General features: G+C 71.8%; 23 protein-coding genes. 14 read left to right on the top strand and 9 right to left on the bottom strand.

Annotated features, from left to right (window positions below):
* Window positions 1-101: 101 nt before the first annotated feature.
* On the bottom strand, window positions 102-1,052 hold the full coding sequence (locus tag BLW82_RS14890; RefSeq protein ID WP_093499253.1) for a VldE C-terminal domain-containing protein: 951 nt from the start codon (window positions 1,050-1,052) through the stop codon (window positions 102-104).
* Window positions 1,053-1,199: 147 nt separating this feature from the next.
* Here BLW82_RS14890 and dapE point away from each other — a divergent pair, with 147 nt between their 5' ends.
* Window positions 1,200-2,279: a succinyl-diaminopimelate desuccinylase gene (gene dapE, locus BLW82_RS14885; RefSeq protein WP_093499252.1), complete on the top strand. Its 1,080-nt coding sequence runs from the start codon at window positions 1,200-1,202 to the stop codon at window positions 2,277-2,279.
* Window positions 2,280-2,383: 104 nt separating this feature from the next.
* On the top strand, window positions 2,384-3,142 hold the full coding sequence (locus BLW82_RS14880) for an LOG family protein (protein WP_093499251.1): 759 nt from the start codon (window positions 2,384-2,386) through the stop codon (window positions 3,140-3,142).
* 141 nt (window positions 3,143-3,283) lie between these two features.
* Here BLW82_RS14880 and folP read toward each other — a convergent pair whose 3' ends face one another.
* Window positions 3,284-4,144 carry a dihydropteroate synthase gene (gene folP / locus BLW82_RS14875; RefSeq protein WP_093499250.1) on the bottom strand — a complete coding sequence of 287 codons (861 nt, stop codon included), beginning with the start codon at window positions 4,142-4,144 and terminating at the stop codon, window positions 3,284-3,286.
* Between the two features lie 161 nt (window positions 4,145-4,305).
* On the opposite strand from folP, the gene BLW82_RS14870 reads away from it, so the two are divergent.
* Window positions 4,306-4,701 carry a DivIVA domain-containing protein gene (locus tag BLW82_RS14870; RefSeq protein ID WP_093499249.1) on the top strand — a complete coding sequence of 132 codons (396 nt, stop codon included), beginning with the start codon at window positions 4,306-4,308 and terminating at the stop codon, window positions 4,699-4,701.
* Complete coding sequence (locus BLW82_RS14865; protein ID WP_371131342.1) at window positions 4,698-5,303, top strand: DNA-3-methyladenine glycosylase I; 606 nt, start codon at window positions 4,698-4,700, stop codon at window positions 5,301-5,303. The genes BLW82_RS14870 and BLW82_RS14865 overlap by 4 nt, the downstream gene beginning before the upstream one ends.
* A 72-nt stretch (window positions 5,304-5,375) precedes the next feature.
* Here BLW82_RS14865 and BLW82_RS14860 read toward each other — a convergent pair whose 3' ends face one another.
* Complete coding sequence (locus BLW82_RS14860) at window positions 5,376-6,179, bottom strand: 2-cyclohexenylcarbonyl CoA isomerase (RefSeq protein WP_093499248.1); 804 nt, start codon at window positions 6,177-6,179, stop codon at window positions 5,376-5,378.
* A 414-nt stretch (window positions 6,180-6,593) separates the two neighbouring features.
* Here BLW82_RS14860 and BLW82_RS14855 point away from each other — a divergent pair, with 414 nt between their 5' ends.
* Window positions 6,594-6,761 (top strand): DUF3117 domain-containing protein, encoded by a 168-nt coding sequence (locus BLW82_RS14855; protein ID WP_004950282.1) that lies wholly within the window; start codon window positions 6,594-6,596, stop codon window positions 6,759-6,761.
* A gap of 112 nt (window positions 6,762-6,873) precedes the next feature.
* On the opposite strand, the gene BLW82_RS14850 is transcribed toward BLW82_RS14855, so the two are convergent.
* Window positions 6,874-7,572 carry an O-methyltransferase gene (locus tag BLW82_RS14850; protein ID WP_093499247.1) on the bottom strand — a complete coding sequence of 233 codons (699 nt, stop codon included), beginning with the start codon at window positions 7,570-7,572 and terminating at the stop codon, window positions 6,874-6,876.
* 235 nt (window positions 7,573-7,807) lie between these two features.
* Between BLW82_RS14850 and sigE the strand changes: the two genes are divergently transcribed.
* From sigE to BLW82_RS14830, 4 genes are all read left to right on the top strand, one after another.
* Window positions 7,808-8,524 carry an RNA polymerase sigma factor SigE gene (sigE, locus tag BLW82_RS14845; RefSeq protein WP_093499246.1) on the top strand — a complete coding sequence of 239 codons (717 nt, stop codon included), beginning with the start codon at window positions 7,808-7,810 and terminating at the stop codon, window positions 8,522-8,524.
* Window positions 8,521-9,486 (top strand): zf-HC2 domain-containing protein, encoded by a 966-nt coding sequence (locus BLW82_RS14840; RefSeq protein WP_093499245.1) that lies wholly within the window; start codon window positions 8,521-8,523, stop codon window positions 9,484-9,486. Before sigE ends, BLW82_RS14840 begins: the two co-directional genes overlap by 4 nt.
* A 364-nt stretch (window positions 9,487-9,850) precedes the next feature.
* The gene (locus tag BLW82_RS14835) at window positions 9,851-10,297 is read left to right on the top strand and encodes a sec-independent translocase (protein ID WP_093499244.1); all 447 of its coding nucleotides are present in this window, start codon (window positions 9,851-9,853) and stop codon (window positions 10,295-10,297) included.
* Between the two features lie 238 nt (window positions 10,298-10,535).
* Complete coding sequence (locus tag BLW82_RS14830) at window positions 10,536-11,207, top strand: hypothetical protein (protein WP_093499243.1); 672 nt, start codon at window positions 10,536-10,538, stop codon at window positions 11,205-11,207.
* Window positions 11,208-11,354: 147 nt separating this feature from the next.
* Here the strand turns inward: BLW82_RS14830 and BLW82_RS14825 are convergent, their stop codons facing one another.
* From BLW82_RS14825 to BLW82_RS14815, 3 genes are read right to left on the bottom strand one after another with little or no spacing between them, the layout of a single operon-like run.
* Window positions 11,355-12,488 carry an Mrp/NBP35 family ATP-binding protein gene (locus BLW82_RS14825; RefSeq protein ID WP_093499242.1) on the bottom strand — a complete coding sequence of 378 codons (1,134 nt, stop codon included), beginning with the start codon at window positions 12,486-12,488 and terminating at the stop codon, window positions 11,355-11,357.
* Window positions 12,489-12,531: 43 nt separating this feature from the next.
* A complete protein-coding gene (locus BLW82_RS14820; protein ID WP_093499241.1) occupies window positions 12,532-13,128 on the bottom strand; it encodes a DUF1003 domain-containing protein in 597 nt (198 codons plus the stop codon).
* Window positions 13,118-14,437 carry a magnesium transporter MgtE N-terminal domain-containing protein gene (locus BLW82_RS14815; protein ID WP_093499240.1) on the bottom strand — a complete coding sequence of 440 codons (1,320 nt, stop codon included), beginning with the start codon at window positions 14,435-14,437 and terminating at the stop codon, window positions 13,118-13,120. The genes BLW82_RS14820 and BLW82_RS14815 overlap by 11 nt, the downstream gene beginning before the upstream one ends.
* 199 nt (window positions 14,438-14,636) lie before the next feature.
* On the opposite strand from BLW82_RS14815, the gene BLW82_RS14810 reads away from it, so the two are divergent.
* The gene (locus BLW82_RS14810; protein WP_177232953.1) at window positions 14,637-15,362 is read left to right on the top strand and encodes a hypothetical protein; all 726 of its coding nucleotides are present in this window, start codon (window positions 14,637-14,639) and stop codon (window positions 15,360-15,362) included.
* 80 nt (window positions 15,363-15,442) lie between these two features.
* On the opposite strand, the gene BLW82_RS14805 is transcribed toward BLW82_RS14810, so the two are convergent.
* Complete coding sequence (locus tag BLW82_RS14805; RefSeq protein ID WP_093499239.1) at window positions 15,443-15,955, bottom strand: hypothetical protein; 513 nt, start codon at window positions 15,953-15,955, stop codon at window positions 15,443-15,445.
* 10 nt (window positions 15,956-15,965) lie between these two features.
* Window positions 15,966-17,096 (bottom strand): magnesium and cobalt transport protein CorA, encoded by a 1,131-nt coding sequence (locus tag BLW82_RS14800; RefSeq protein ID WP_093499238.1) that lies wholly within the window; start codon window positions 17,094-17,096, stop codon window positions 15,966-15,968.
* 490 nt (window positions 17,097-17,586) lie between these two features.
* Between BLW82_RS14800 and BLW82_RS14795 the strand changes: the two genes are divergently transcribed.
* From BLW82_RS14795 to BLW82_RS14780, 4 genes are all read left to right on the top strand, one after another.
* A complete protein-coding gene (locus BLW82_RS14795; protein WP_093499237.1) occupies window positions 17,587-18,183 on the top strand; it encodes a suppressor of fused domain protein in 597 nt (198 codons plus the stop codon).
* A 174-nt stretch (window positions 18,184-18,357) separates the two neighbouring features.
* Window positions 18,358-18,999, top strand: a complete 642-nt coding sequence (locus BLW82_RS14790; RefSeq protein ID WP_093499236.1) for a DUF6758 family protein — start codon at window positions 18,358-18,360, stop codon at window positions 18,997-18,999.
* A gap of 214 nt (window positions 19,000-19,213) precedes the next feature.
* Window positions 19,214-20,071: a PHP domain-containing protein gene (locus BLW82_RS14785; protein ID WP_093499235.1), complete on the top strand. Its 858-nt coding sequence runs from the start codon at window positions 19,214-19,216 to the stop codon at window positions 20,069-20,071.
* Between the two features lie 55 nt (window positions 20,072-20,126).
* Window positions 20,127-20,732, top strand: coding sequence for a MarC family protein (locus tag BLW82_RS14780; RefSeq protein WP_093499234.1), 606 nt, complete (start codon window positions 20,127-20,129; stop codon window positions 20,730-20,732).
* Window positions 20,733-20,771 lie beyond the last annotated feature (39 nt).

Below are 20,771 nucleotides of genomic sequence, written 5' to 3'. Positions count from 1 at the left end.
GCGCCCAGGGGGTTTCACGCATGCGCGAGTGACCGTGCGAAAACGTGAGCACACCACGGATCCGGCGTGTCCCGGCTGACCCGCCGGAGGGACCCCCCGAACTACTGCCCGGTCACGATCCGCACCGAGCCCGCGGACTTCTCCGCACCGCCCGTGCTCTGCGAACCGGACACCGGCTGCCACCGGCTGTCCGTGCTCCCGGCGGCCCACTCCCGGCCCGCGTACGAGACCCGCTCGATGTGCAGCGCCGACGAGTTGGCCACCGCCCAGTGCGCCAGCTGCCAGCCCCGCTCGCTCTCGGTGCGCCCCGACTTGTCGGTCTTCGTCCCCTCCGGCACCGGCACGGTCACGGTCCGCCCGTGCGCCGTGGCGGTCACGGTGGGGGTGGGGGTCGGCGTGGCCGACTCGCTCACCTCGGCGCCGGCCTCTTCGACCGCGTCCCGTCCGAAGTCCCGTACGAGCGCGGTCCGCACCGCGTCCGGGCCCGTCGCCGTCGCTGCCGCCTCCGCGGTGGCGGCAGCCGGGCGCCCGTCGCAGGTCAGGGTGGCCGCCGCCTGCCCGGTCAGGGCCGCCGCGAGCAGCGTGGCGTCGGTCTCGTGCTTCGCGTACGCCTCCGGGTAACCGCTGCGCTGCACGCGCTGCGCGGCCACCGTCAGCGGCAGGGTCTCGTAGTCGCGCACCTTGGCCAGGTGGGCGTAGAACATGCCCGCCGCGTACGCCGGGTCCAGGATCTGCTTCGGGGTGCCCCAGCCCTGCGAGGACCGCTGCTGGAACAGACCCAGTGAATCCCGGTCGCCGTGCTTGATGTTGCGCAGCCCCGACTCCTGGATCGCGGTCGCCAGGGCGATGGCCACGGCCCGCTCGGGCATCCCGCGGCCGGTGCCGACGGCGGCGATCGTCGCCGCGTTCACCGCCTGCTCGGGCGTGAACTGGTACGACTCGTCGTCGCTTCGGCCCGAGACGACCTTGCAGCCCTCGGCGCCACCGCCGCCGGTGACGTACTGGACGACCAGATACGCGCCGACAGCGCACAGGATGAGCAAGCCCGACACGAAACGCAGGACACGGCCGCGACGCTTGGGGCGGATGGGGGACGGCTCTGGCACGCGTACAACATACTGGAGAGTACGAGCCGATCACCCCTGGGGCGGCAAGCCTGTGAACCGGCCCACGGGATCGCGCGCGTTAGGGTCGGGGCCATGGCCGACCCCTCGCTTGACCTCACGCTGGACGCCGCCGCGCTCACCGCGCAGCTAGTCGACCTCCCCTCCGAGAGCGGCACCGAGAAGCCGCTCGCGGACGCGATCGAGAGCGCGCTGCGCGCCCTGCCGCACCTGACGGTCGACCGGTACGGCAACAACGTGATCGCCCGGACGAGCCTCGGCCGCCCCGAGCGCGTGATCCTGGCCGGTCACATCGACACCGTCCCGATCGCGGAGAACGTGCCCTCCCGGCTCGACGCGGACGGCGTGCTGTGGGGCTGCGGCACCTGCGACATGAAGTCGGGCGTCGCGGTCCAGCTGCGCATCGCGGCCACCGTCCCGTCCCCCAACCGCGATCTGACCTTCGTCTTCTACGACAACGAGGAGGTCGCCGCCGACCTCAACGGGCTCAAGCACGTCGCCGAGGCCCACCCCGAGTGGCTGGCGGGCGACTTCGCGGTCCTCCTCGAACCCTCGGACGGCGAGGTCGAGGGCGGCTGTCAGGGCACCCTGCGCGTCCTGCTGAAGACCTCCGGCGAGCGGGCCCACTCGGCGCGCTCCTGGATGGGTTCCAACGCGATCCACGCGGCCGCCCCGATCCTGGCCCGCCTCGCCGCCTACGAGCCGCGCCACCCGGTCATCGACGGCCTGGAGTACCGCGAGGGCCTGAACGCGGTCGGCATCTCGGGCGGGGTCGCGGGCAACGTCATCCCCGACGCGTGCGTGGTCACCGTGAACTTCCGGTACGCCCCCGACCGTTCCGAGGCCGAGGCCATCGCCCACGTCCGCGAGGTCTTCGACGGCTGCGGGGTCGAGGAGTTCGTGGTCGACGACCACAGCCCCGGCGCGCTGCCCGGCCTCTCCCACCCGGCCGCGGCCGCCTTCATCGAGGCGGTCGGCGGCACGCCGATGCCCAAGTACGGCTGGACCGACGTCTCCCGCTTCTCGTCCCTCGGCGTCCCCGCGGTCAACTACGGCCCCGGCAATCCGCACTTGGCTCACAAGCGGGACGAAAGGGTGGAAATCGGCAAGATTCTGGCGGGTGAGGAGCGGTTGCGCGCCTGGCTGACCAGCTGAGCCCCACGACGGCGCTGCGCGCCCGACATGCCGACGTCCCGCGCGTGTAACCCACGCGGATCTACGCTGGGGCGGATACACCTGCAAGCGGAGGGAGCGCGCACATGCCTACCGGGAACCCCGAGGGGAAGAAGGTACCGCCGGACGAGCAGCGCCTGGGACCGGTCCTCCGACGGCGCGGTCAGGTGACCGCGAGCACGACGGACCAGCGGCTGCTGGACGCGGGCGGCCCCTCCGACTGGGTCCACACGGACCCCTGGCGGGTGCTGCGCATCCAGTCGGAGTTCATCGAGGGCTTCGGCACGCTCGCCGAACTGCCGCCCGCCATCAGCGTGTTCGGCTCGGCGCGGACACCGGTCGACACCGCGGAGTACGACGCGGGCGTGAAGCTGGGCCGCGGCCTGGTCGAGGCGGGCTGGGCGGTCATCACGGGCGGTGGGCCCGGTGCCATGGAGGCGGCGAACAAGGGTGCCCTCGAAGCGGGCGGCGTCTCGGTCGGCCTCGGCATCGAGCTCCCCTTCGAACAGGGCCTCAACCCGTACGTCGACATCGGCCTCAACTTCCGCTACTTCTTCGTGCGGAAGATGATGTTCGTCAAGTACGCACAGGGCTTCGTGGTCCTGCCCGGCGGCCTCGGCACCCTCGACGAGTTCTTCGAGGCCCTCACCCTCGTCCAGACCCAGAAGGTCACCCGCTTCCCGATCGTCCTGTTCGGCAGCGGCTACTGGGGCGGCCTGGTCGACTGGCTCAAGAACACGCTGGTCGCCCAGGGCAAGGCGGCCGAGAAGGACCTCCTGCTCTTCCACGTCACGGACGACGTCGAGGAGGCAGTCGGCCTGGTCTCCAAGGAAGCGGCCCGCTGAGCCGACGGACCGCTCTCCCACCAACCCACCACCCCCACGACTCGCTCCGCCGAGAAGCCGGTGCGTGCACCTCTCGGCCCACCGGGCCGGGTGGGTGGTGGGCGAGGGCCCGGGAGGTCCGGGGGCTTGGCCCCCAGGGCGCTACGCCAGGCCCCGGCGGGCCACTGCCGGAGGGCGGTGGCCGGCGATCGACGCCACCATGTCCAGCACCTGGCGCGTCTCGGCCACCTCGTGAACCCGGTACACCCGTGCCCCCAGCCACGCCGACACCGCCGTCGTCGCCAGCGTCCCGACCAGCCGCTCCTTCAGCGGCCGGTCCAGGGTCTCGCCCACGAAGTCCTTGTTGGACAGGGAGACCAGCACCGGCCACCCCGTCTCCACCATCTCGCCCAGCCGCCGCGTCGCCTCCAGGCTGTGCCGGGTGTTCTTGCCGAAGTCGTGTCCGGGGTCGATCAGCACCGACTCCCGCGGCACCCCCAGCGCGACGGCCCGCTCGGCCAGTCCCAGGGTCACCCGCAGGATGTCGGCCACGACGTCGTCGTACGTCACCCGGTGCGGCCGCGTCCGTGGCTCCGCCCCGCCCGCATGCGTGCACACCAGCCCCACCCGGTACCGCGCCGCGACCTCCGCCAGCCCCGGGTCCACCCCGCCCCACGCGTCGTTCAGCAGATCCGCCCCGGCCTCGCAGGCGGCCTCCGCGACCGACGCCCGCCAGGTGTCCACGCTGATCACGACGTCCGGGAAGCGGCGGCGTACCTCCGCGACGAACCCGACGACGCGGCGTGCCTCCTCCTCGGCGCCGACCTCCTCGCCCGGCCCGGCCTTCACCCCGCCGACGTCGATGATCGCGGCCCCCTCGGCCACCGCCTGCTCCACGCGCGCGAGGGCCGGCTCGTCCCGGAAGGTCGCCCCCTGGTCGTAGAAGGAATCAGGCGTCCGGTTCACGATGGCCATGATCACCGGTTCGTTCGGCCCGAATTCCCGCCTGCCCAGCCTGAGCATCGCCTGTGACCTCCCGTAGCAATTCCCTCGGTGCGACCGCCTGCGACCCTAACTGTCAGACTCGCATGGCACGATCGGACAGAGACACATTCGACATCGAGCACACTGAGCACCACGAGTGCTGCTGCACCGAGCTTCACCGAGCCTGGGGGCCCACCGCGATGGTTATGTTCCTGTTCCTCGTCGTCGCGCTCGCGGTCGTGGTCGCCGCGGTCACCCTCTCCGTGGTGAGCGGCGGCGAGAGCGGACCGCTGCCCGAGGTGGCGCCCGAGCGGATCGAGGACCCGTTGCCCCCGGACCGCCCGGTGAACCGCGCGGACGTGGAGAGCATCCGCTTCCCGCTCGTCCCGCGCGGCTACCGCATGGCGGACGTCGACGACGCGCTCAACCGCCTCGGCGCCGAGCTCGCGGAGCGCGACGCACGGATCGCCGACCTGGAGTCCGCGCTGGCCGGCGCCCAGGCCGGGCCGCGCGGCCCGCACACGTCGCACGGCCCGCACACGTCGCACGGCCCGCACACCTCGCTGGACAAGCCCGAGCCGGAGGACCGGCCATGAGCGAGACGACCGGCCTGATCGAAGGCGGGGCGGTTCCCGGGCCGGACGGCAGGCTGCGCTGCCCCTGGGCGCTGTCCACCCCGGACTACGTGTCGTACCACGACGACGAGTGGGGCCGCCCGGTCCACGGTGACGACGCCCTCTACGAACGCCTCAGCCTGGAGGCCTTCCAGTCCGGCCTCTCCTGGATCACCATCCTGCGCCGCCGCCCCGGCTTCCGGGCCGCCTTCGCCGACTTCCGCATCGAGAAGGTGGCCGCGTTCGGCGACGAGGACCGCGACCGCCTGCTGGCCGACCCCGGCATCATCCGCAACAGATCGAAGATCGACGCGACGATGGCCAACGCGAAGATCCTCGCCGAGTGGGGGCCGGGCGAGCTGGACGCCCTGATCTGGTCGCACGCCCCGGAGCCGGGTACCCGGCCCGCGCCGAAGACCATCGCCGACGTACAGGCGGTGACCCCCGAGTCGACGGCCCTCTCCAAGGCCCTGAAGAAACGCGGCCTGCGCTTCATCGGCCCGACGACGGCGTACGCCCTGATGCAGGCGTGCGGTCTGGTCGACGACCACCTCGAAACCTGCGTGGCCCGGAAATCCCCGTAGGGGACAGCGCCCCGCGAGGGGTGCGGGGAACTGCGCGCTCGGCCCCCACTCACCCGCAGTTCCCCACGACCGTCACCGCCCCAGATACTTCGGCTTCTCCTTGTTCACGAACGCCTGCACGGCGATCCCGTGATCCTCGGAGGCCCCGGCCCGGGCCTGCAGCTCGTCCTCCTTGTCCAGCGTCTCGTCGAGGGAGTGCGTGAGCCCGTAGGCGACGGCCTCCTTCAGCGCCGCGTACGCCACAGTCGGCCCTTCGGCCAGTTTCCGGGCCACCTTCTCGGCCTCGGCGCGCAGCTCGGCCGAGGGCACCACCTTGGTCGCGATGCCCAGCTCGTACGCGTCCTGCGCACTGATGCTCCGGGGAAAGAGCAGCAGGTCGGCGGCGCGGCCCGGTCCCACGACCCGCGGCAGCGTCCACGAGACGCCGGAGTCCGCGGTCAGCGCCACCCCCGCGAACGACGTGTTGAAAGCGGCCGTGTCGGCGACCACCCGGTAGTCCGCCGCGAGGGCGAACCCGAGACCGGCGCCGGCGGCCACCCCGTTCACCGCGGCGACGACCGGCTTCGGCGCGGACACCAGCGCCCGCACGATCGGGTTGTAGTGCTCGCGTACCGTCGTCATCGTCCGTCCCGCCCCGGTCTCCCGGTCGGAGGCGAGCAGCGTGATGTGCTCCTTGAGGTCCTGGCCCACGCAGAACGCCCGGTCCCCGGCGGCGGTCAGCAGGATCGCCCGGACAGCCGTGTCAGCCGCCGCCTCCTGCGCGGCCTCCCGAAGGGCCTCCTTCGTCGCGATGTTCAGCGCGTTCATCGCCTCGGGGCGGTTCAGCGTGATCGTCGCGAGCCCGTCGCCCACCTCGTAGAGCACGGTGTCGGTCATGGTGCGTCCCCTCCGTCGTCTTCGTCGGTCGTCGTTCGCCGGTCGTCGTTCGTCCGCGTCGCCGCGGCTGACGTACCGCTCAGTACGTCCGTGTCCGAGGGACAGCATGGCGGAGATCTTTACCGGGGGACCGGAGCGGCCGTGTGACCTGCGTCAAAGAATTCCGGAGCCGACTCGGTCGGCGTAAGGACACGAGGCGGCGAAGTATCGCAGTCACATCGCCGAATTGAGTGGTTTTGCTCGCGTGCGTTGCCCAAGCGATGCCGACTGATGTTGGTCATCGGGTCCTGAGATGCGGGATAATGGCTTGGAAGCAATGTGTTCGATGCCGGAGTCGCGTGTCCCGCCAGAGACCGCGCGTGCCCTCGAGGGCCGTCGGCAGACGATGAGCTGTTTTCAGGAAGGGGAACCAGCATGGCGGCCATGAAGCCGCGGACGGGTGATGGCCCGCTCGAGGTGACCAAGGAGGGGCGGGGCATCGTCATGCGCGTTCCGCTCGAAGGCGGCGGTCGGCTCGTCGTCGAGCTGACCCCTGACGAGGCCGCGGCGCTTGCCGACGCCCTCAAGAACGTCGTCGTCTGAGGCGTCAGCGACCACACCCTTTCGGCCGCCCCGGCATCCTAAGCGGTGCCGGGGCGGTGCCGTTCACGCGCACTTCCCGCGTCGACGCGGACCCGCTCCCGGCCCGCGAGGCCTACCGCTTGACCGCGCACAGCAGCCCGTCGCCCACCGGCAGCAGTGACGGCACCAGCTCCGGGCTCTCCCGGACGGTGCGCAGCAGCTCGCGCAGCCGCAGCACCTCGGTCGGCTGCGGCCCGGAGTCGACGGTGCGGCCGTTGGCGAAGACGCCCTCGAAGACCACCAGGCCACCAGGGCGCAGCAGGCGCAACGATTCAGCGAGGTAGTCGGAGTACTCCTGGCGGTCCCCGTCGCAGAAGACGAGGTCGTAGCCCGCGTCCGCGAGGCGGGGCAGCACGTCGAGCGCCCGGCCGGGGATGAAGCGGGCCCGGTTGCTGGCGAAGCCGCAGGCACGGAAGGCCTGCCGGGCGAACTGCTGGTGCTCCGGCTCCGGATCCACGGTGGTCAGCACGCCGTCCGGACGCATGCCGTGCAGCAGGTACATCCCGGAGACCCCGCACCCCGTACCGATCTCGGCGACCGCCTTGGCGTCCACGGAGGCGGCGAGCATGCGCAGCGCGGCGCCCGTGCCGGGCGACACCGAGCGCAGCCCTGCCTCGCGGGCCCGGTCACGGGCCCACCGCAGCGCTTCGTCCTCGGCGACAAAGGCGTCGGCGAACGCCCAGCTCGTCTGCCGGTTGCCGGTAATGACCCTCTCCTGTCCCCGTGGTTGCCTGGGCGTGACTGTATCCGTTGGCGTCGGGAACCCGCAGATGGGACCAGGCGTTTAGAGGGGTGGAACAGAAGGCGGGGGGACACGAATGGATCACGGTGACGAGACGGCGGACCACCACCCGCTGTCGTGGCCGGACGAGCCGTACCAGCACAGATCAAATTCTTGTAAAACCGCTTATCCGGTGCTAACGGGCGAGGTGGCTATGGTAGGGGCTCCACTGGACACCACCAGAGCCGACAGGGGAGGTGCGGCCGCGCCTGGGGATCGGGGAGGAGTGCTGCGGCGCTTTCTCGGATCGGCAGGCAGGCCGAAATCCGTGAACGACACCGCTGCTGACCCCAGCCACGCCACCGCGCTCGCCACGGGCGAGGACCGGACCGCGACCTTCTCCACCGACGCGGACGGGCAGGCATGGACTCCGCCCACGTGGGAGGAGATCGTCAGCACACACAGCGGCCGCGTCTACCGCCTGGCCTACCGCCTGACCGGTAACCAGCACGACGCCGAGGACCTCACCCAGGAGGTCTTCGTCCGCGTCTTCCGCTCCCTGTCGACCTACTCCCCGGGCACCTTCGAGGGCTGGCTGCACCGCATCACCACCAACCTGTTCCTCGACATGGTCCGCCGCAAGCAGCGCATCCGCTTCGACGCCCTCGGCGAGGACGCGGCCGAGCGCCTGCCCAGCCGCGAGCCCACCCCCTCGCAGGCGTTCAACGACGCGCACTTCGACGCCGACGTGCAGCAGGCCCTGGACACCCTCGCGCCCGAGTTCCGTGCCGCCGTCGTGCTCTGCGACATCGAAGGCCTGTCGTACGAGGAGATCGCCGCGACCCTCGGCGTCAAGCTCGGCACGGTCCGCTCCCGTATCCACCGCGGCCGCTCCCAGCTGCGCAAGGCTCTCGCGCACCGCTCCCCGCAGGCGCGCAAGGCCGAGCGCCGCTCCTTCGTGCCCCGTGTTCCCGCACTGGGAGGAGGGGGCGCGACCGCGTGAGTGGATCACGACCGAAACCGGCCGAGCGGCAGCTCGCCGAGCAGCACCTGGGAGACCGACTCTCCGCCCTGGTGGACGGAGAGCTCGGTCACGAGACGCGTGAGCGCGTCCTGGCCCACCTGGCGACCTGCGCCCGGTGCAAGGCCGAGGCGGACGCCCAGCGCGCCCTGAAGAACGTCTTCGCGGCGGCCGCCCCGCCCCCGCCCTCCGAGAGCTTCCTCGCCCGTCTCCAGGGGCTGCCCGCGGGCGGCGACCAGGACGGCGGTGGTTCGCCGTTCGGCGGGGGAGACCCCTCGGGACGCGGATCCGACAGCGGGATCTTCGGCCTGAGCCGGGACGACCGCTTCGAGTTCGGCTACGTCCCCGCCCGCCCGCACGACCCGGCCGCGGCCGCCGGCCGGGGCTTCCGCATCCACCCCGTCGGCCGCCCGGACGCCGACCGCTCCGCCTCGCGCGGCATGCGGTTCGCGTTCGTCGCCGCCGGCGCGGTCTCGCTCGCCGCGGTCGCCCTCGGCGGCGTCACCGCGGGCCTGCCCGGCACCCCGGCCGCCGACACCCGCAGCGGCACCGGCGGCGGCAGCGTCGCCCCGGCCGGCACGGCGGGCTCGGGCACGACCGGGGCCGCCGACTCGCAGCGCCGCCGCCTGCTCACCCCGCTGCTGTCGTCCGGCACCCTGCTCGGCTCCGCCCCCGCCGTCCCCACCTCGGTGTCCGCGCCGCTGCTGCCCGGAGTGCCCTCCCCGGCCGCCGCGCAGCAGAAGCTGCGGGAACTGACCGCCCCGGTGATGGCCGGCGCGGCCGCGGTCTCCCCGCTGATACGACCGCTGAGCACCAATCCGCCGTTCGCTCTCACCTCGTGGACCACCGTTCCCGAGGCGACCGGCACCAGCCTGCTCGCCGCACCCGTCCCCGACACCACACCCTCCCCGTCCTCGTCCCGCTCCTCGCGCGCGGCCCGCTGACCGGCCGCTGCCCACCTGCTGAACGGCCCCGCGCGGCGACTCGCGAAGCTGGTCGAATCCCGCGACCCGGCCATGCCCGCCGGGCGCTGCCGCGGGCATGCCCTCACCAGCGACCACGTCGTCGCGCCCGCGGCCTCGGCGGGCGGCTCTGCGGACAGGAACTGACAGAAACGTCACAGGCGGGCCCGCACTCGTGCCGCGACTAGGCAAACAACCCGGAAAACCGGTCGTACACACGCAGTCGGACACCTCGGGCAGTACCGGTCGGACAGGTCCGCCGGGTACCGTGGACCCGGCCCGGACCACGGAACAGCCGCAACAGCGACCGGGGGGCCGAGACCGAGGACATCGCAAGGAGCTTCAGGTGTTCAATGACATAGGACCACTCGAGCTGGTGACGATCATTGTGCTCGCCGTGCTCGTCTTCGGTCCGGACAAGCTCCCGAAGGTCATCCAGGACGTCATGCGGACCATCCGCAAGATCCGGGAGTTCTCGGAGAGCGCCAAGGAAGACATCCGGCAGGAACTCGGCCCCGAGTTCAAGGACTTCGAGCTCGAGGACCTGAACCCGAAGACCTTCATCCGCAAGCACCTGGACAGCGACGAGCTGGGGTTGAAGGAGATCCGCAACGGCTTCGACCTGAAGAAGGAGATGGCCGAGGTCACGGACGCGGTGCACAGCCGCGACACCGACTCCTCGCCGTCGTCCTCCGGGAGCGGTTCGTCGGGAAGAGGCCGGCTCGACATGACCAAGAAGCCCGAGGACCCGGGCCCGGACGACCGCCCGCCCTACGACGCGGACGCCACCTGAGTCCCGATCACCGACCCGCGCAAGAGCGGCGCACGTGACGCGTTTCATACCGCGTGTGCGCCGCTCATTTGTCTCTTACGGCCCGAACCAGCCGCCCGCGCGACCCACGCACCGGGCGGTTTCGCGGCTGGTCCCAGCTGTGTCGATATGCTGCCGAGTTGTTGTGCGGACCGGACGAGTGCGCCCGAAGGGGGGCGGGCCGCTTCGGGCCGACGAGAGCTAGGAGGCGTCCGGGCAGATGGAGACGACAAGTCGGGTGGACGGACAGGCGCCGGTCGCGGAGGGTGCCCAGCAGGCCCCCTCCGCCCGCCGTACGGTCGACGGCTACCTGGAGGCGCCCTTCCCCTGGTACGGCCTCGACGAGGCGTTCACGGGGCCGCGCTGGCTGATGCAGGTGGGCACGGCGGCCGACGGTGCGGTGGAGCACGGGTCGATCGGGCACGGCGACGAGCCGTCGGTGCGCAACGAGCACCTCGCCGCGTCCGTCGGTGAGCCGCGGGAGAAGTTCGCGGTCGTCGTGACCGTCGCGGCGAGTCCGTCCCGGCGCAGCGCCGACGGGACCGGGCTGCTGGAGGCCACGTCGGTGTCGTCCGCCGCGTGGCTGGCCGGGGTCGGGCTGCTGTCCTTCACCTGGCCGGGGCAGATGGACCACAGCCTGCGGGACGACTGGCTGGAGCAGCAGACCGAGACGGCGTGGGAGCTGGCCGACGAGCTGACCGGGCCGGAGTGGTCGACGCTGTCGCTGCCGGTCGACGGGGTGGCGACGCCGTTCCACTACCGGGAGTCGGAGTTCGGGTGGGTGCTCGCCGGGTCCACGGCCGAGGGCGTGCACCTCGGGGCGTACGGGCGGGGGATGTCGGCGTACGGGCTGGGGTTCGCGGTGATCAAGGACGTTGCCGCGTACGCATGAGAAAAGGGGCGCCGGTGGGGGCGCCCCTTCGCCGCAGGGGGTGCGGTCGTCGCGCGACCGCGGGTGCGCAGTGGCCGGTCGCGCAGTTCCGCCCCCAGCCTTCGGCCGGGGGCCCCAGCGCCCCTGACGGGGCGCTGCGGGTACCCCTCAGAACTTGTTGCGCGGAGTGATGCCCAGGGACATGCCGGAGAGGCCTCGCTGCCTGCCGCCGAGCTTGCCGGCGATGCCGCGGAGGGCCGCGCCGGCCGGGGAGTCCGGGTCGGTCAGGACGACCGGCTTGCCCTCGTCGCCGCCTTCCCGCAGGCGGACGTCGATGGGGATGGAGCCGAGGACGGGGACCGTCGCACCCGTCGTGCGGGTCAGGCCGTCCGCGACGGTCTGACCGCCGCCCGTGCCGAAGACGTCGACCATCTCACCGCAGTGCGGGCAGGGCAGGCCGGACATGTTCTCGACCACGCCGACGATCTTCTGGTGGGTCTGGACCGCGATGGAGCCCGCCCGCTCCGCGACCTCCGCGGCGGCCTGCTGAGGCGTCGTCACGACCAGGATCTCGGCGTTCGGGACCAGCTGGGCGACCGAGATGGCGATGTCGCCGGTGCCCGGCGGGAGGTCGAGGAGGAGGACGTCGAGGTCGCCCCAGTAGACGTCCGCGAGGAACTGCTGGAGGGCGCGGTGCAGCATCGGGCCGCGCCAGACGACCGGGGCGTTGCCCGGGGTGAACATGCCGATGGAGATGACCTTCACGCCGTTGGCCGACGGCGGCATGATCATGTTCTCGACCTGGGTCGGGCGGCCGTCCGCGCCGAGCATGCGCGGCACGGAGTGGCCGTAGATGTCCGCGTCGACCACGCCCACCTTGAGGCCGTCGGCGGCCATCGCGGCGGCCAGGTTGACCGTGACCGAGGACTTGCCGACGCCGCCCTTGCCGGAGGCGACCGCGTAGACGCGGGTGAGGCTGCCGGGCTTGGCGAAGGGGACCTCGCGCTCGGCCTGGCCGCCGCGCAGTGCGGAGGCCAGCTCCTTGCGCTGCTCGTCGCTCATCACGTCCAGGGTGACGTCGACGCGGGTGACGCCCTCGACGCGGGAGACCGCCTCGGTGACGCGCTGGGTGATCGTGTCCCGCATGGGGCAGCCGGAGACGGTCAGGTACACGGTGACCGCGACCGCGCCGTCCTCCCCGATGGCCACCGATTTGACCATCCCCAGTTCGGTGATGGGTCGGTTGATCTCGGGGTCGTTCACCGTCGCCAATGCCTCGCGCACCGCGTCTTCGCTAGCCATACCCCCGATGGTACGGCGCGCCGCAGCACCCCTATAACGCCCCTCACCGGTCGTCTACGTCACGCCTGGCCGACCGTTCTGCCGGGAATACGGCATGTTCGTGATGCCCGTCCCGCCGCTCGTCCATGTCCTTCAGCAGGTCCTGGAGCTCGGAACGGATCCAGTCCCGGGTCGCCACCTCGCCCAGGCCCATGCGCAGGGCGGCGATCTCCCGGGTGAGGTACTCGGTGTCGGCGATGGACCGCTCGTTCTGCTTGCGGTCCTGTTCGAGGTTGACGCGGTCGCGGTCGTCCTGCCTGTTCTGCGCGAGCAGGATCAGCGGGGCCGCGTAGGAGGCCTGCAGGGACAGGGCCAGGGTCAGGAAGATGAACGGGTACTCGTCGAACCGGAGCTTGCCGGGTGCCGCGATGTTCCACAGCACCCAGAGGATGATCACGACCGTCATCCAGACGATGAACCGTCCGGTGCCGAGGAAGCGGGCGATGCGCTCGGAGAGGCGTCCGAAGGCCTCCGGGTCCCACTCCGGCAGCAGCCTGCGCCGCGGCGCGCGCGGCTGGTCCAGACGGTGGCCGCGCGACCGGCCGGCCGCGGTCGCGCCGGACGGCGTCCGCTCACGGGCGCTCTCGCGCTCAGGCGCCATGGAGCCCCGCCCCCTTCCCCGCCGCCTGCTCCTTCTCCTGCTCGTCCCCCTCGTCCAGGTGGAACTCGGTCTCCCGCCAGTCCTCCGGCAGCATGTGGTCGAGGACGTCGTCCACGGTCACCGCGCCGAGGAGCGACCCCGCCTCGTCCACCACGGGCGCCGCGACCATGTCGTACGTGGCGAAGAACCCGGCGATGACCGGGAGCGTGGCGTCGGGGTCCAGGGGTTGCAGGTCGTCGTCCGTGACCAGCGCACTGACCAGGGTGTACGGGGGGTCGCGCAGCAGCCGCTGGAAGTGCACGGTGCCCAGGTACTTGCCGGTCGGGGTCTCGTCGGGCGGCCGGCAGACGTAGACCTGGGCGGCCAGGGCGGGGGAGAGGTCGGGGTTGCGGACCCGGGCGAGGGCGTCCGCGACGGTCGCGTCGGGCCGCAGGACGATCGGCTCGGTGGTCATCAGACCGCCCGCCGTGTGCTCCTCGTACGACATCAGGCGCCGCATCTCGGCCGCGTCCGCCGGCTCCATCAGACTCAGCAGCCGTTCCTTGTCCGGTTCCGGGAGTTCGGCGAGCAGGTCGGCCGCGTCGTCCGGGTCCATGGCCTCCAGGACGTCCGCCGCCCGCTCCTCCTTCAGCTTGCCGAGGATCTCGATCTGGTCGTCCTCCGGGAGCTCTTCGAGGACGTCGGCCAGGCGGTCGTCGTCGAGGGCCGCGGCCACCTCGGCGCGGCGCTTGGCGGAGAGGTGGTGGAGCACGTTGGCGAGGTCGGCGGGGCGCAGCTGCTCGAAGGTGGCGAGCAGGCTCTCGGCGCCCTGGCCGTGCTCCTCCAGGGAGAACCCGGTGACCTGCGACCACTCGACGGTGAGCGTCTCTCCCCTGGCCCGCCGGAAGGCGCCCTTCTTCCCCTTGCGGACGAAGACCCGGTCGATCTCCCAGTCCCGGCGGGCCGGCAGCTGCTGCACGGACAGATCGAGGACGGTGACCTCCTCGCCGGTCTCGACCAGCTGGACGCGCCGGTCGAGGAGTTCGCCGAAGACCAGGCGTTCGGTGGGGCGCTGCTCGAAGCGGCGGACGTTGACCACGCCGGTGGTGATGACCTGGCCGGACTCGACGCCGGTCACGCGGGTCATGGGCACGAAGACGCGTCGCCGGGTGGACAGTTCGACGACCAGGCCGAGCAGCCGGGGCGGGCGGCGGCCGACGCGCAGCATGACGACGAGGTCCCGGACGCGGCCGACCTGGTCGCCGGTGGGATCGAAGGCGGGGACACCGGCGAGGTGCGAGACGAAGATGCGGGGAGCGCCGGCTGCCATGGGGTTGCTTCCTTTACCTACCGGAGTACTGCTTGCGTGGTTTTCGGTCCCTTCTGCCCGCTCGGTGGGCTTCAGGCTAGCCCGTGCCGATCGGATACGCCCTGGTGGGCGGTCCGGACGGACCGGCTCCGCCGTGCGGGTGGGGCACCGGTACGCTGCGGTACGCCCTGCCGGACCCCTCAGAAAGGTGGCCCTGCCTGTGACCGTCATCGCTCCGGGCCGTACCCGCCACGCCGCACTGGTCACCGCAGTGTGCGCACTGGCCGTCCTCACCGGATGCGGCGGGGACCCGGACGCGGGCACGAACGGGGTGGGCAAGCTGGCGCCGGACGTCATCCAGTCCAGGACGCGGACGGCGGCCTCGTCGGTGAAGACGGTGCGGATGGCGGGGACGGTGGTCACGAGCGGGCGTACGTACGAGCTGGACATGCGCCTGAACGAGGAGGGCGGGACCGGTTCGGTCACCTCGAAGGGGTCGACGTTCCAGCTCCTCCGGGTGGGCGACACGCTGTATCTGCAGGCCGACGCGGGGTTCTGGAACCACGCCGACGGCAGCGACACGACCGCGGCGAGCAAGCTCGACGGCAAGTACGTCAAGGTGCCGCGGACGGATCCCGCGTACAAGAAGTTCAGCGGTTTCACGGACAAGGACGTCCTCCTCTCGGGCCTGCTGACCCTGCACGGCTCGCTCGCGACGGCCGGTCACCACGAGCAGTCGGGTACCCGCACGATCCGCATCACCGGCGACGGCGGCTCCGGCGGCAGCCTCGACGTCTCCCTGGAGGGCAAGCCGTACCCCCTCCGTCTGGAACGCGGCGGCGGCGCCGGCACCCTCACCTTCTCCGACTGGGGCAAGGACTTCAGCGTGGTCGAGCCGGAGAAGGGCGAGACGGTCGACTACGGGAAGCAGCTGCCCGCGTCGTAGCCGGTCACCCGCACCCGGTCGCCCCGGTGATCCGCCGCGACGGTCCGATCCGACGGTGCCGAACCCGGCTCGGGTGACGGCTACTTGGCCTTCCGGCGCCTCGCCAGCAACCGCGGCAGGGCGGCCGGGACCGGACGCCGGGTCGTTGCCGGGGACGGGAGCGGGGGCGCCGCAAGGTTCTCCTCCGGCAGGGGCGAGGTCGCCCCCGTCGGGGTCAGGCGCAGCACCCTGCACTCCCTCGCCCAGCGGTCGGTCATCGCCTCGCCGTCGGGGGCGTTGAGGCGTTTGCCCTTCAGTTCCGCCACCGCCGCGTCCCACTCGGGGGTGCCGGCGGGCAGCTCCGTGACGGTCGCCGTCCAGGTGACCAGCCGGCCGCCCTTGTCCTTGCTGCGGACGGTCACCTCCGCGGCCCCGCCGTCGGCCAGCTCGCCCAGCGGCTGCTCGGCGCCGCCGCCGACCAGGCACATGGCGCCGTCGGCCCACGCGTGCCACACCGCACGCGCCGGCGCCGCCCCGGCGCCCCGCACCCAGACGAGGCCGGACTTCTTCGTGGCCTCCTCGACGAGGGCCTGGTCGAGCAGCTCGCTTGTCATGGCGACCAGCCTAGAGCCAGCCGTTGCGCTTCAGCGTGCGGTGGATGCCGAGGCAGATCACCCCGGTGATGGCCATGATCACCGGATAGCCGTAGCGCCAGTGCAGCTCCGGCATGTACTTGAAGTTCATGCCGTACACACCGCACACCATCGTCGGTACGGCGATGATCGCGGCCCAGGACGTGATCTTGCGCATGTCCTCGTTCTGCGCGACGGACGCCTGCGCGAGGTTGGCCTGGAGGATCGAGTTCAGGAGCTCGTCGAAGCCGACGACCTGCTCGTGGACGCGGGCGAGGTGGTCGGCGACGTCCCGGAAGTACTTCTGGATGTCGGGGTCGACGAGCCGCATCGGCCGCTCGCTCAGCAGCTGCATGGGGCGCAGCAAGGGCGAGACGGCGCGCTTGAACTCCAGCACCTCGCGCTTGAGTTGGTAGATCCGCGCCGAGTCGACACCACGGGAGACGCCGCCCTTGCGGCCCGGCGTGAAGACCTCCGTCTCCACCTCGTCGATGTCGTCCTGCACCGCGTCGGCGACCGCGACGTAACCGTCCACGACGTGGTCGGCGATGGCGTGCAGCACGGCCGAGGGGCCCTTGACGAGCAGCTCGGGGTCGTCCTGGAGGCGGTGCCGCAGCGCCCGCAGCGAGCCCTGCCCGCCGTGCCGGACGGTGATGAAGAAGTCCCGGCCGGTGAAGCACATGACCTCGCCGGTCTCCACGACCTCGCTGTTGGCGGTGAGCTGGTCGTGCTCGACGTAGTGGATGGTCTTGAAGACGGTGAAGAGGGAGTCGTCGTACCGCTCCAGCTTCGGGCGCTGGTGGGCCTGGACGGCGTCCTCCACCGCCAGCGGGTGGAGTCCGAACTCGCCGGCGATACCGGCGAATTCGGCCTCGGTCGGCTCGTGCAGGCCGATCCAGACGAACCCGCCGTCGCGCCGCACCAGGCGCATCGCCTCGTGCGGGGTCAGCGGCTTGCCGGTCTCCACGCGGGCGCCGTCGCGGTAGACGGCGCAGTCGACGACGGCCGAGGGCGTACCGGGGTCGCGGGTGGTGTCGTACGCGCCGTTCTCCGGTCGCGGGCTCTTGCGCAGCGAGGGGCGGGAAGGTCGGACCACGGCTCGGAGGTCGCGGATCATCGACATGGGCAGGCTCCTTCGCGACAGGCAGCGGAAGACCGCCGAGGAACGGGTGGAACTACCCGGAATGAGGACGTCCTGGCTTCGGATGTTTGGCACGTCCACAAAGCGGGGAGCACCGCACCGTTGCGGTGGCGACTTCGCTACTGATTCAGATCAGACGAACGGATCCAGACAGATCCGGAACGGACCGGTCGAAGGGATCAGGCAAGCGAAACGGAGTGCTCTTCCGAACGACGACGCGCACGAAAAGGCGGCAGCCAGCCAGAGAAAGAGGTTCAGAGGCCGGAAGAGCGAGTGGTACTGCACGGGTGACTTCGATCCATGACAGCCCCACCTCCTCCAGCCGGTCCCTCGTAAGGGAGTCCTGTCGGCGGCGTCGGGGTCTGACCGCGACGCACTGCGTGCTGCCCCGAACCACCGCGGTCAGAGTAGCAGCAGCCCTCAGTGTCAAGGCGCCGCTTTGCCCGGTACTGACGAGTTCTATGCTCGCGACATGGTTGAAGTTCTTCCTCTGGTCGAGGCCCGGTTGACCACCGCACTGGGCGAACCGGACGCGCGCGCGGCGGTCACCTTCCTCGGTACGGACCGCATCGAGGTGCTCCGTTTCCACGAGGACCTCCAGGGCGAGAACGTCGTCCGCTACGCCACGCTCGGCATGTCCGCGCACCCCATGACCGACCCCACCGCAATGGTCGCGGACCCCGTTCAGGGGCCGCGCGCCGAGCTGGTCCTGTCGGTCCGCGCCGGGCTCGCCGAGACCGACAAGGTGCTCCGCGCGCTCGCCGTGCTCGCCGCCTCCCCGCAGGTGGAGGGCCTGGTCGTGGCCCCGGGCGCGTCGCTGGACGTGGGCGGCCCGCTGTGGCCGGGCGCGCCCTTCACCTCCGTGCTGGTCGGCGAGCCGGGCGGGCTCGTCGAGGATCTGGAGCTGGACGAGCCCCTCGACCCCGTACGGTTCCTGCCGCTGCTGCCGATGACGCCGAACGAGGCCGCCTGGAAGCGCGTACACGGCGCCGGCGCCCTCCAGGAACGCTGGCTCGCGAACGGGGCCGACCTCAGGGACCCGCACCGGAAATCCGTCCGGCTGGACTGACCAGCTTGGTGAGCAAGCTCACCAAGCGGCAGTCGCCGTCGGTCAGTTGGCGAAGCGCGTGACGCCGTCGCCGGCGGCCTGCCGCGCGGCGGGTGCCGTCCGGCGCGCGGTCGCGTGCGCTGGACGGGTGATCGTCCTTGACGTGGGGGGTCCTGGGTAGGACCGTGGGGCTCTATGAGGGGCGAACCCAGTTGCCCGAAGTGTGGTGGCCGGGTCAGGGCTCCCGGACTCTTCGCCGACACCTGGCAGTGCGATGTCCACGGGACCGTGCATCCGGTACAGCCCGTGATCCCGCCCAGCGTCGAGGCCCTCGGTGTGGTGGTGCACCGCACCCAGGTCCCGGTGTGGATGCCCTGGCCGCTGCCGGTCGGCTGGCTGTTCACCGGTGTGGCGTGTGCCGGTGACGACCGCAGCGGGGGCCGCGCGACGGCCGTCGCCTGCTCCGGACCCGCGCCGCTCGGCGGCATAGGGGAGATGATCCTGGTCGCCGAGGAGCTGGGGGTCGGCCTCGGGGCGCGGTACGCGGGGATCGACGGGCCGGATCCCGGGCCGTCGATGGACGTGGAGAAGCCGCCCCAGGCGAAGGTGCTGGCGGCGGGCCGGCCGACACCGCTGTGGCACGTCTCCGGCGCGCCGGACGACCGCGCCGTGTTCGCGGGCGAGGCGCGCGGGCTGTGGCTGTGGGCCGTGGTGTGGCCCGAGCAGACGGGTCTGCTGATGTACGACGAGCTGGTGCTGACCGATCTGCGGGACGCGGGGGCCGAGGTGGACCTGGTGCCGTGCGGGGCGTTGTCGCCGCGGTTGCTGGAGCCGTAGCGCCGTAGCGCCGGTGCGCCGTAGCGCCGGTGCGCCGGTGCGCCGGTGGGATCGGTCGTCCGCGGGGCGGTGGGGGGCTGGTCGTGCGGTTCCCCGCGCCCCTTGAGCGGGCCAGGTAAAGGGCGCTCACCGGTTGCGGGTGTGACAGGGGCACCCTCCGTCGGCCGTTATCCTTGACGCGTCCCTTCCGTACCGGCCCGCTGGAGTCTGTGTCGTGCGCATCGATCTGCACTGCCACTCCACCGCGTCCGACGGCACGGACACCCCGGCCGAGCTGGTGCGCAACGCCGCCGCCGCCGGTCTCGACGTCGTCGCGCTGACCGACCACGACACCACCCGCGGGTACGCCGAGGCCCTCGCCGCGCTGCCCGCGGGGCTCACGCTGGTCACCGGGGCCGAGCTGTCCTGCCGCCTCGACGGCGTCTCCATGCACATGCTGGCCTACCTCTTCGACCCCGAGGAGCCCGCGCTGCTCGCCGAGCGCGAACTGGTCCGGGACGACCGGGTGCCGCGCGCCCGGAGCATGGTCGCCAAGCTGAACGCGCTGGGCGCGCCGGTCACCTGGGAGCAGGTGCGGCGGATCGCCGGGGACGGTTCGGTCGGGCGGCCGCACGTCGCCTCCGCGCTCGTCGAGCTCGGTGTCGTGCCGACCGTGAGCGACGCCTTCACCGAGGAGTGGCTCGCCGACGGCGGCCGGGCCTTCGTGGAGAAGCACGAGACCGACCCCTTCGAGACGATCCGGCTGGTCAAGGGCGCCGGCGGCGTGTGCGTGTTCGCGCACCCCGCCGCCGCGAAGCGCGGGCGCACGGTTCCCGAGTCGGCGATCGCCGAGATGGCCGCGGCCGGTCTCGACGGCATCGAGGTCGACCACATGGACCACGACGAGGACACCCGTGCCCGGCTGCGCGGGCTCGCCGACGAGCTGGGGCTGCTGGCCACGGGCTCGTCCGACTACCACGGCAGCCGCAAGACGGTGGCGCTGGGCGAGTGCACCACCGACCCCGAGGTGTACGGCGAGATCACCCGCCGGGCCACGGGCGCGTTCCCGGTGCCGGGGACCGGCGGGGCCTGACGCCCGGCCCCCGCACGTCCCAGTCCCTCACTTCAGCAAGGCCTGTAGCACCATCATGTTCGATCTCGCCGTCTTCGGCTCCCTCTTCCTGACCCTCTTCGTCATCATGGACCCCCCGGGGATCACCCCGATCTTCCTCGCCCTCACCGCCGGCCGGCCCGGCAAGGTACAGAAGCGGATGGCCTTCCAGGCCGTGTGCGTGGCGGGCGGTGTGATCACGGTCTTCGGGCTGCTGGGGCACCAGATCCTGGACTACCTGCACGTCTCCGTGCCCGCGCTGATGATCGCGGGCGGACTGCTGCTCCTGCTCATCGCCCTGGACCTGCTCACCGGCAAGAACGACGAGCCGAAGCAGACCAAGGACGTCAACGTGGCGCTGGTGCCGCTGGGCATGCCGCTGCTGGCCGGCCCCGGTGCGATCGTGTCGGTCATCCTCGCCGTGCAGAAGGCCGACAGCGTGGCCACGCAGGTGTCCGTCTGGGCCGCGATCCTCGCGATCCATGTCGTCCTCTGGCTGGTGATGCGCTACTCGCTGCTGATCATCCGGGTCATCAAGGACGGCGGTGTGGTCCTGGTGACGCGGCTCGCGGGCATGATGCTCTCCGCGATCGCCGTGCAGCAGATCATCAACGGCGTCACCCAGGTGATCAAGGGCGCGTAGCGCGCGACGTAGGGGGCCGGTGAACGCAGAGCCCCCGTA

This window comes from Streptomyces sp. Ag109_O5-10, from assembly GCF_900105755.1.
Taxonomy (GTDB): Bacteria; Actinomycetota; Actinomycetes; order Streptomycetales; family Streptomycetaceae; genus Streptomyces.
This window is presented reverse-complemented; position numbering and strand designations above follow the sequence as displayed.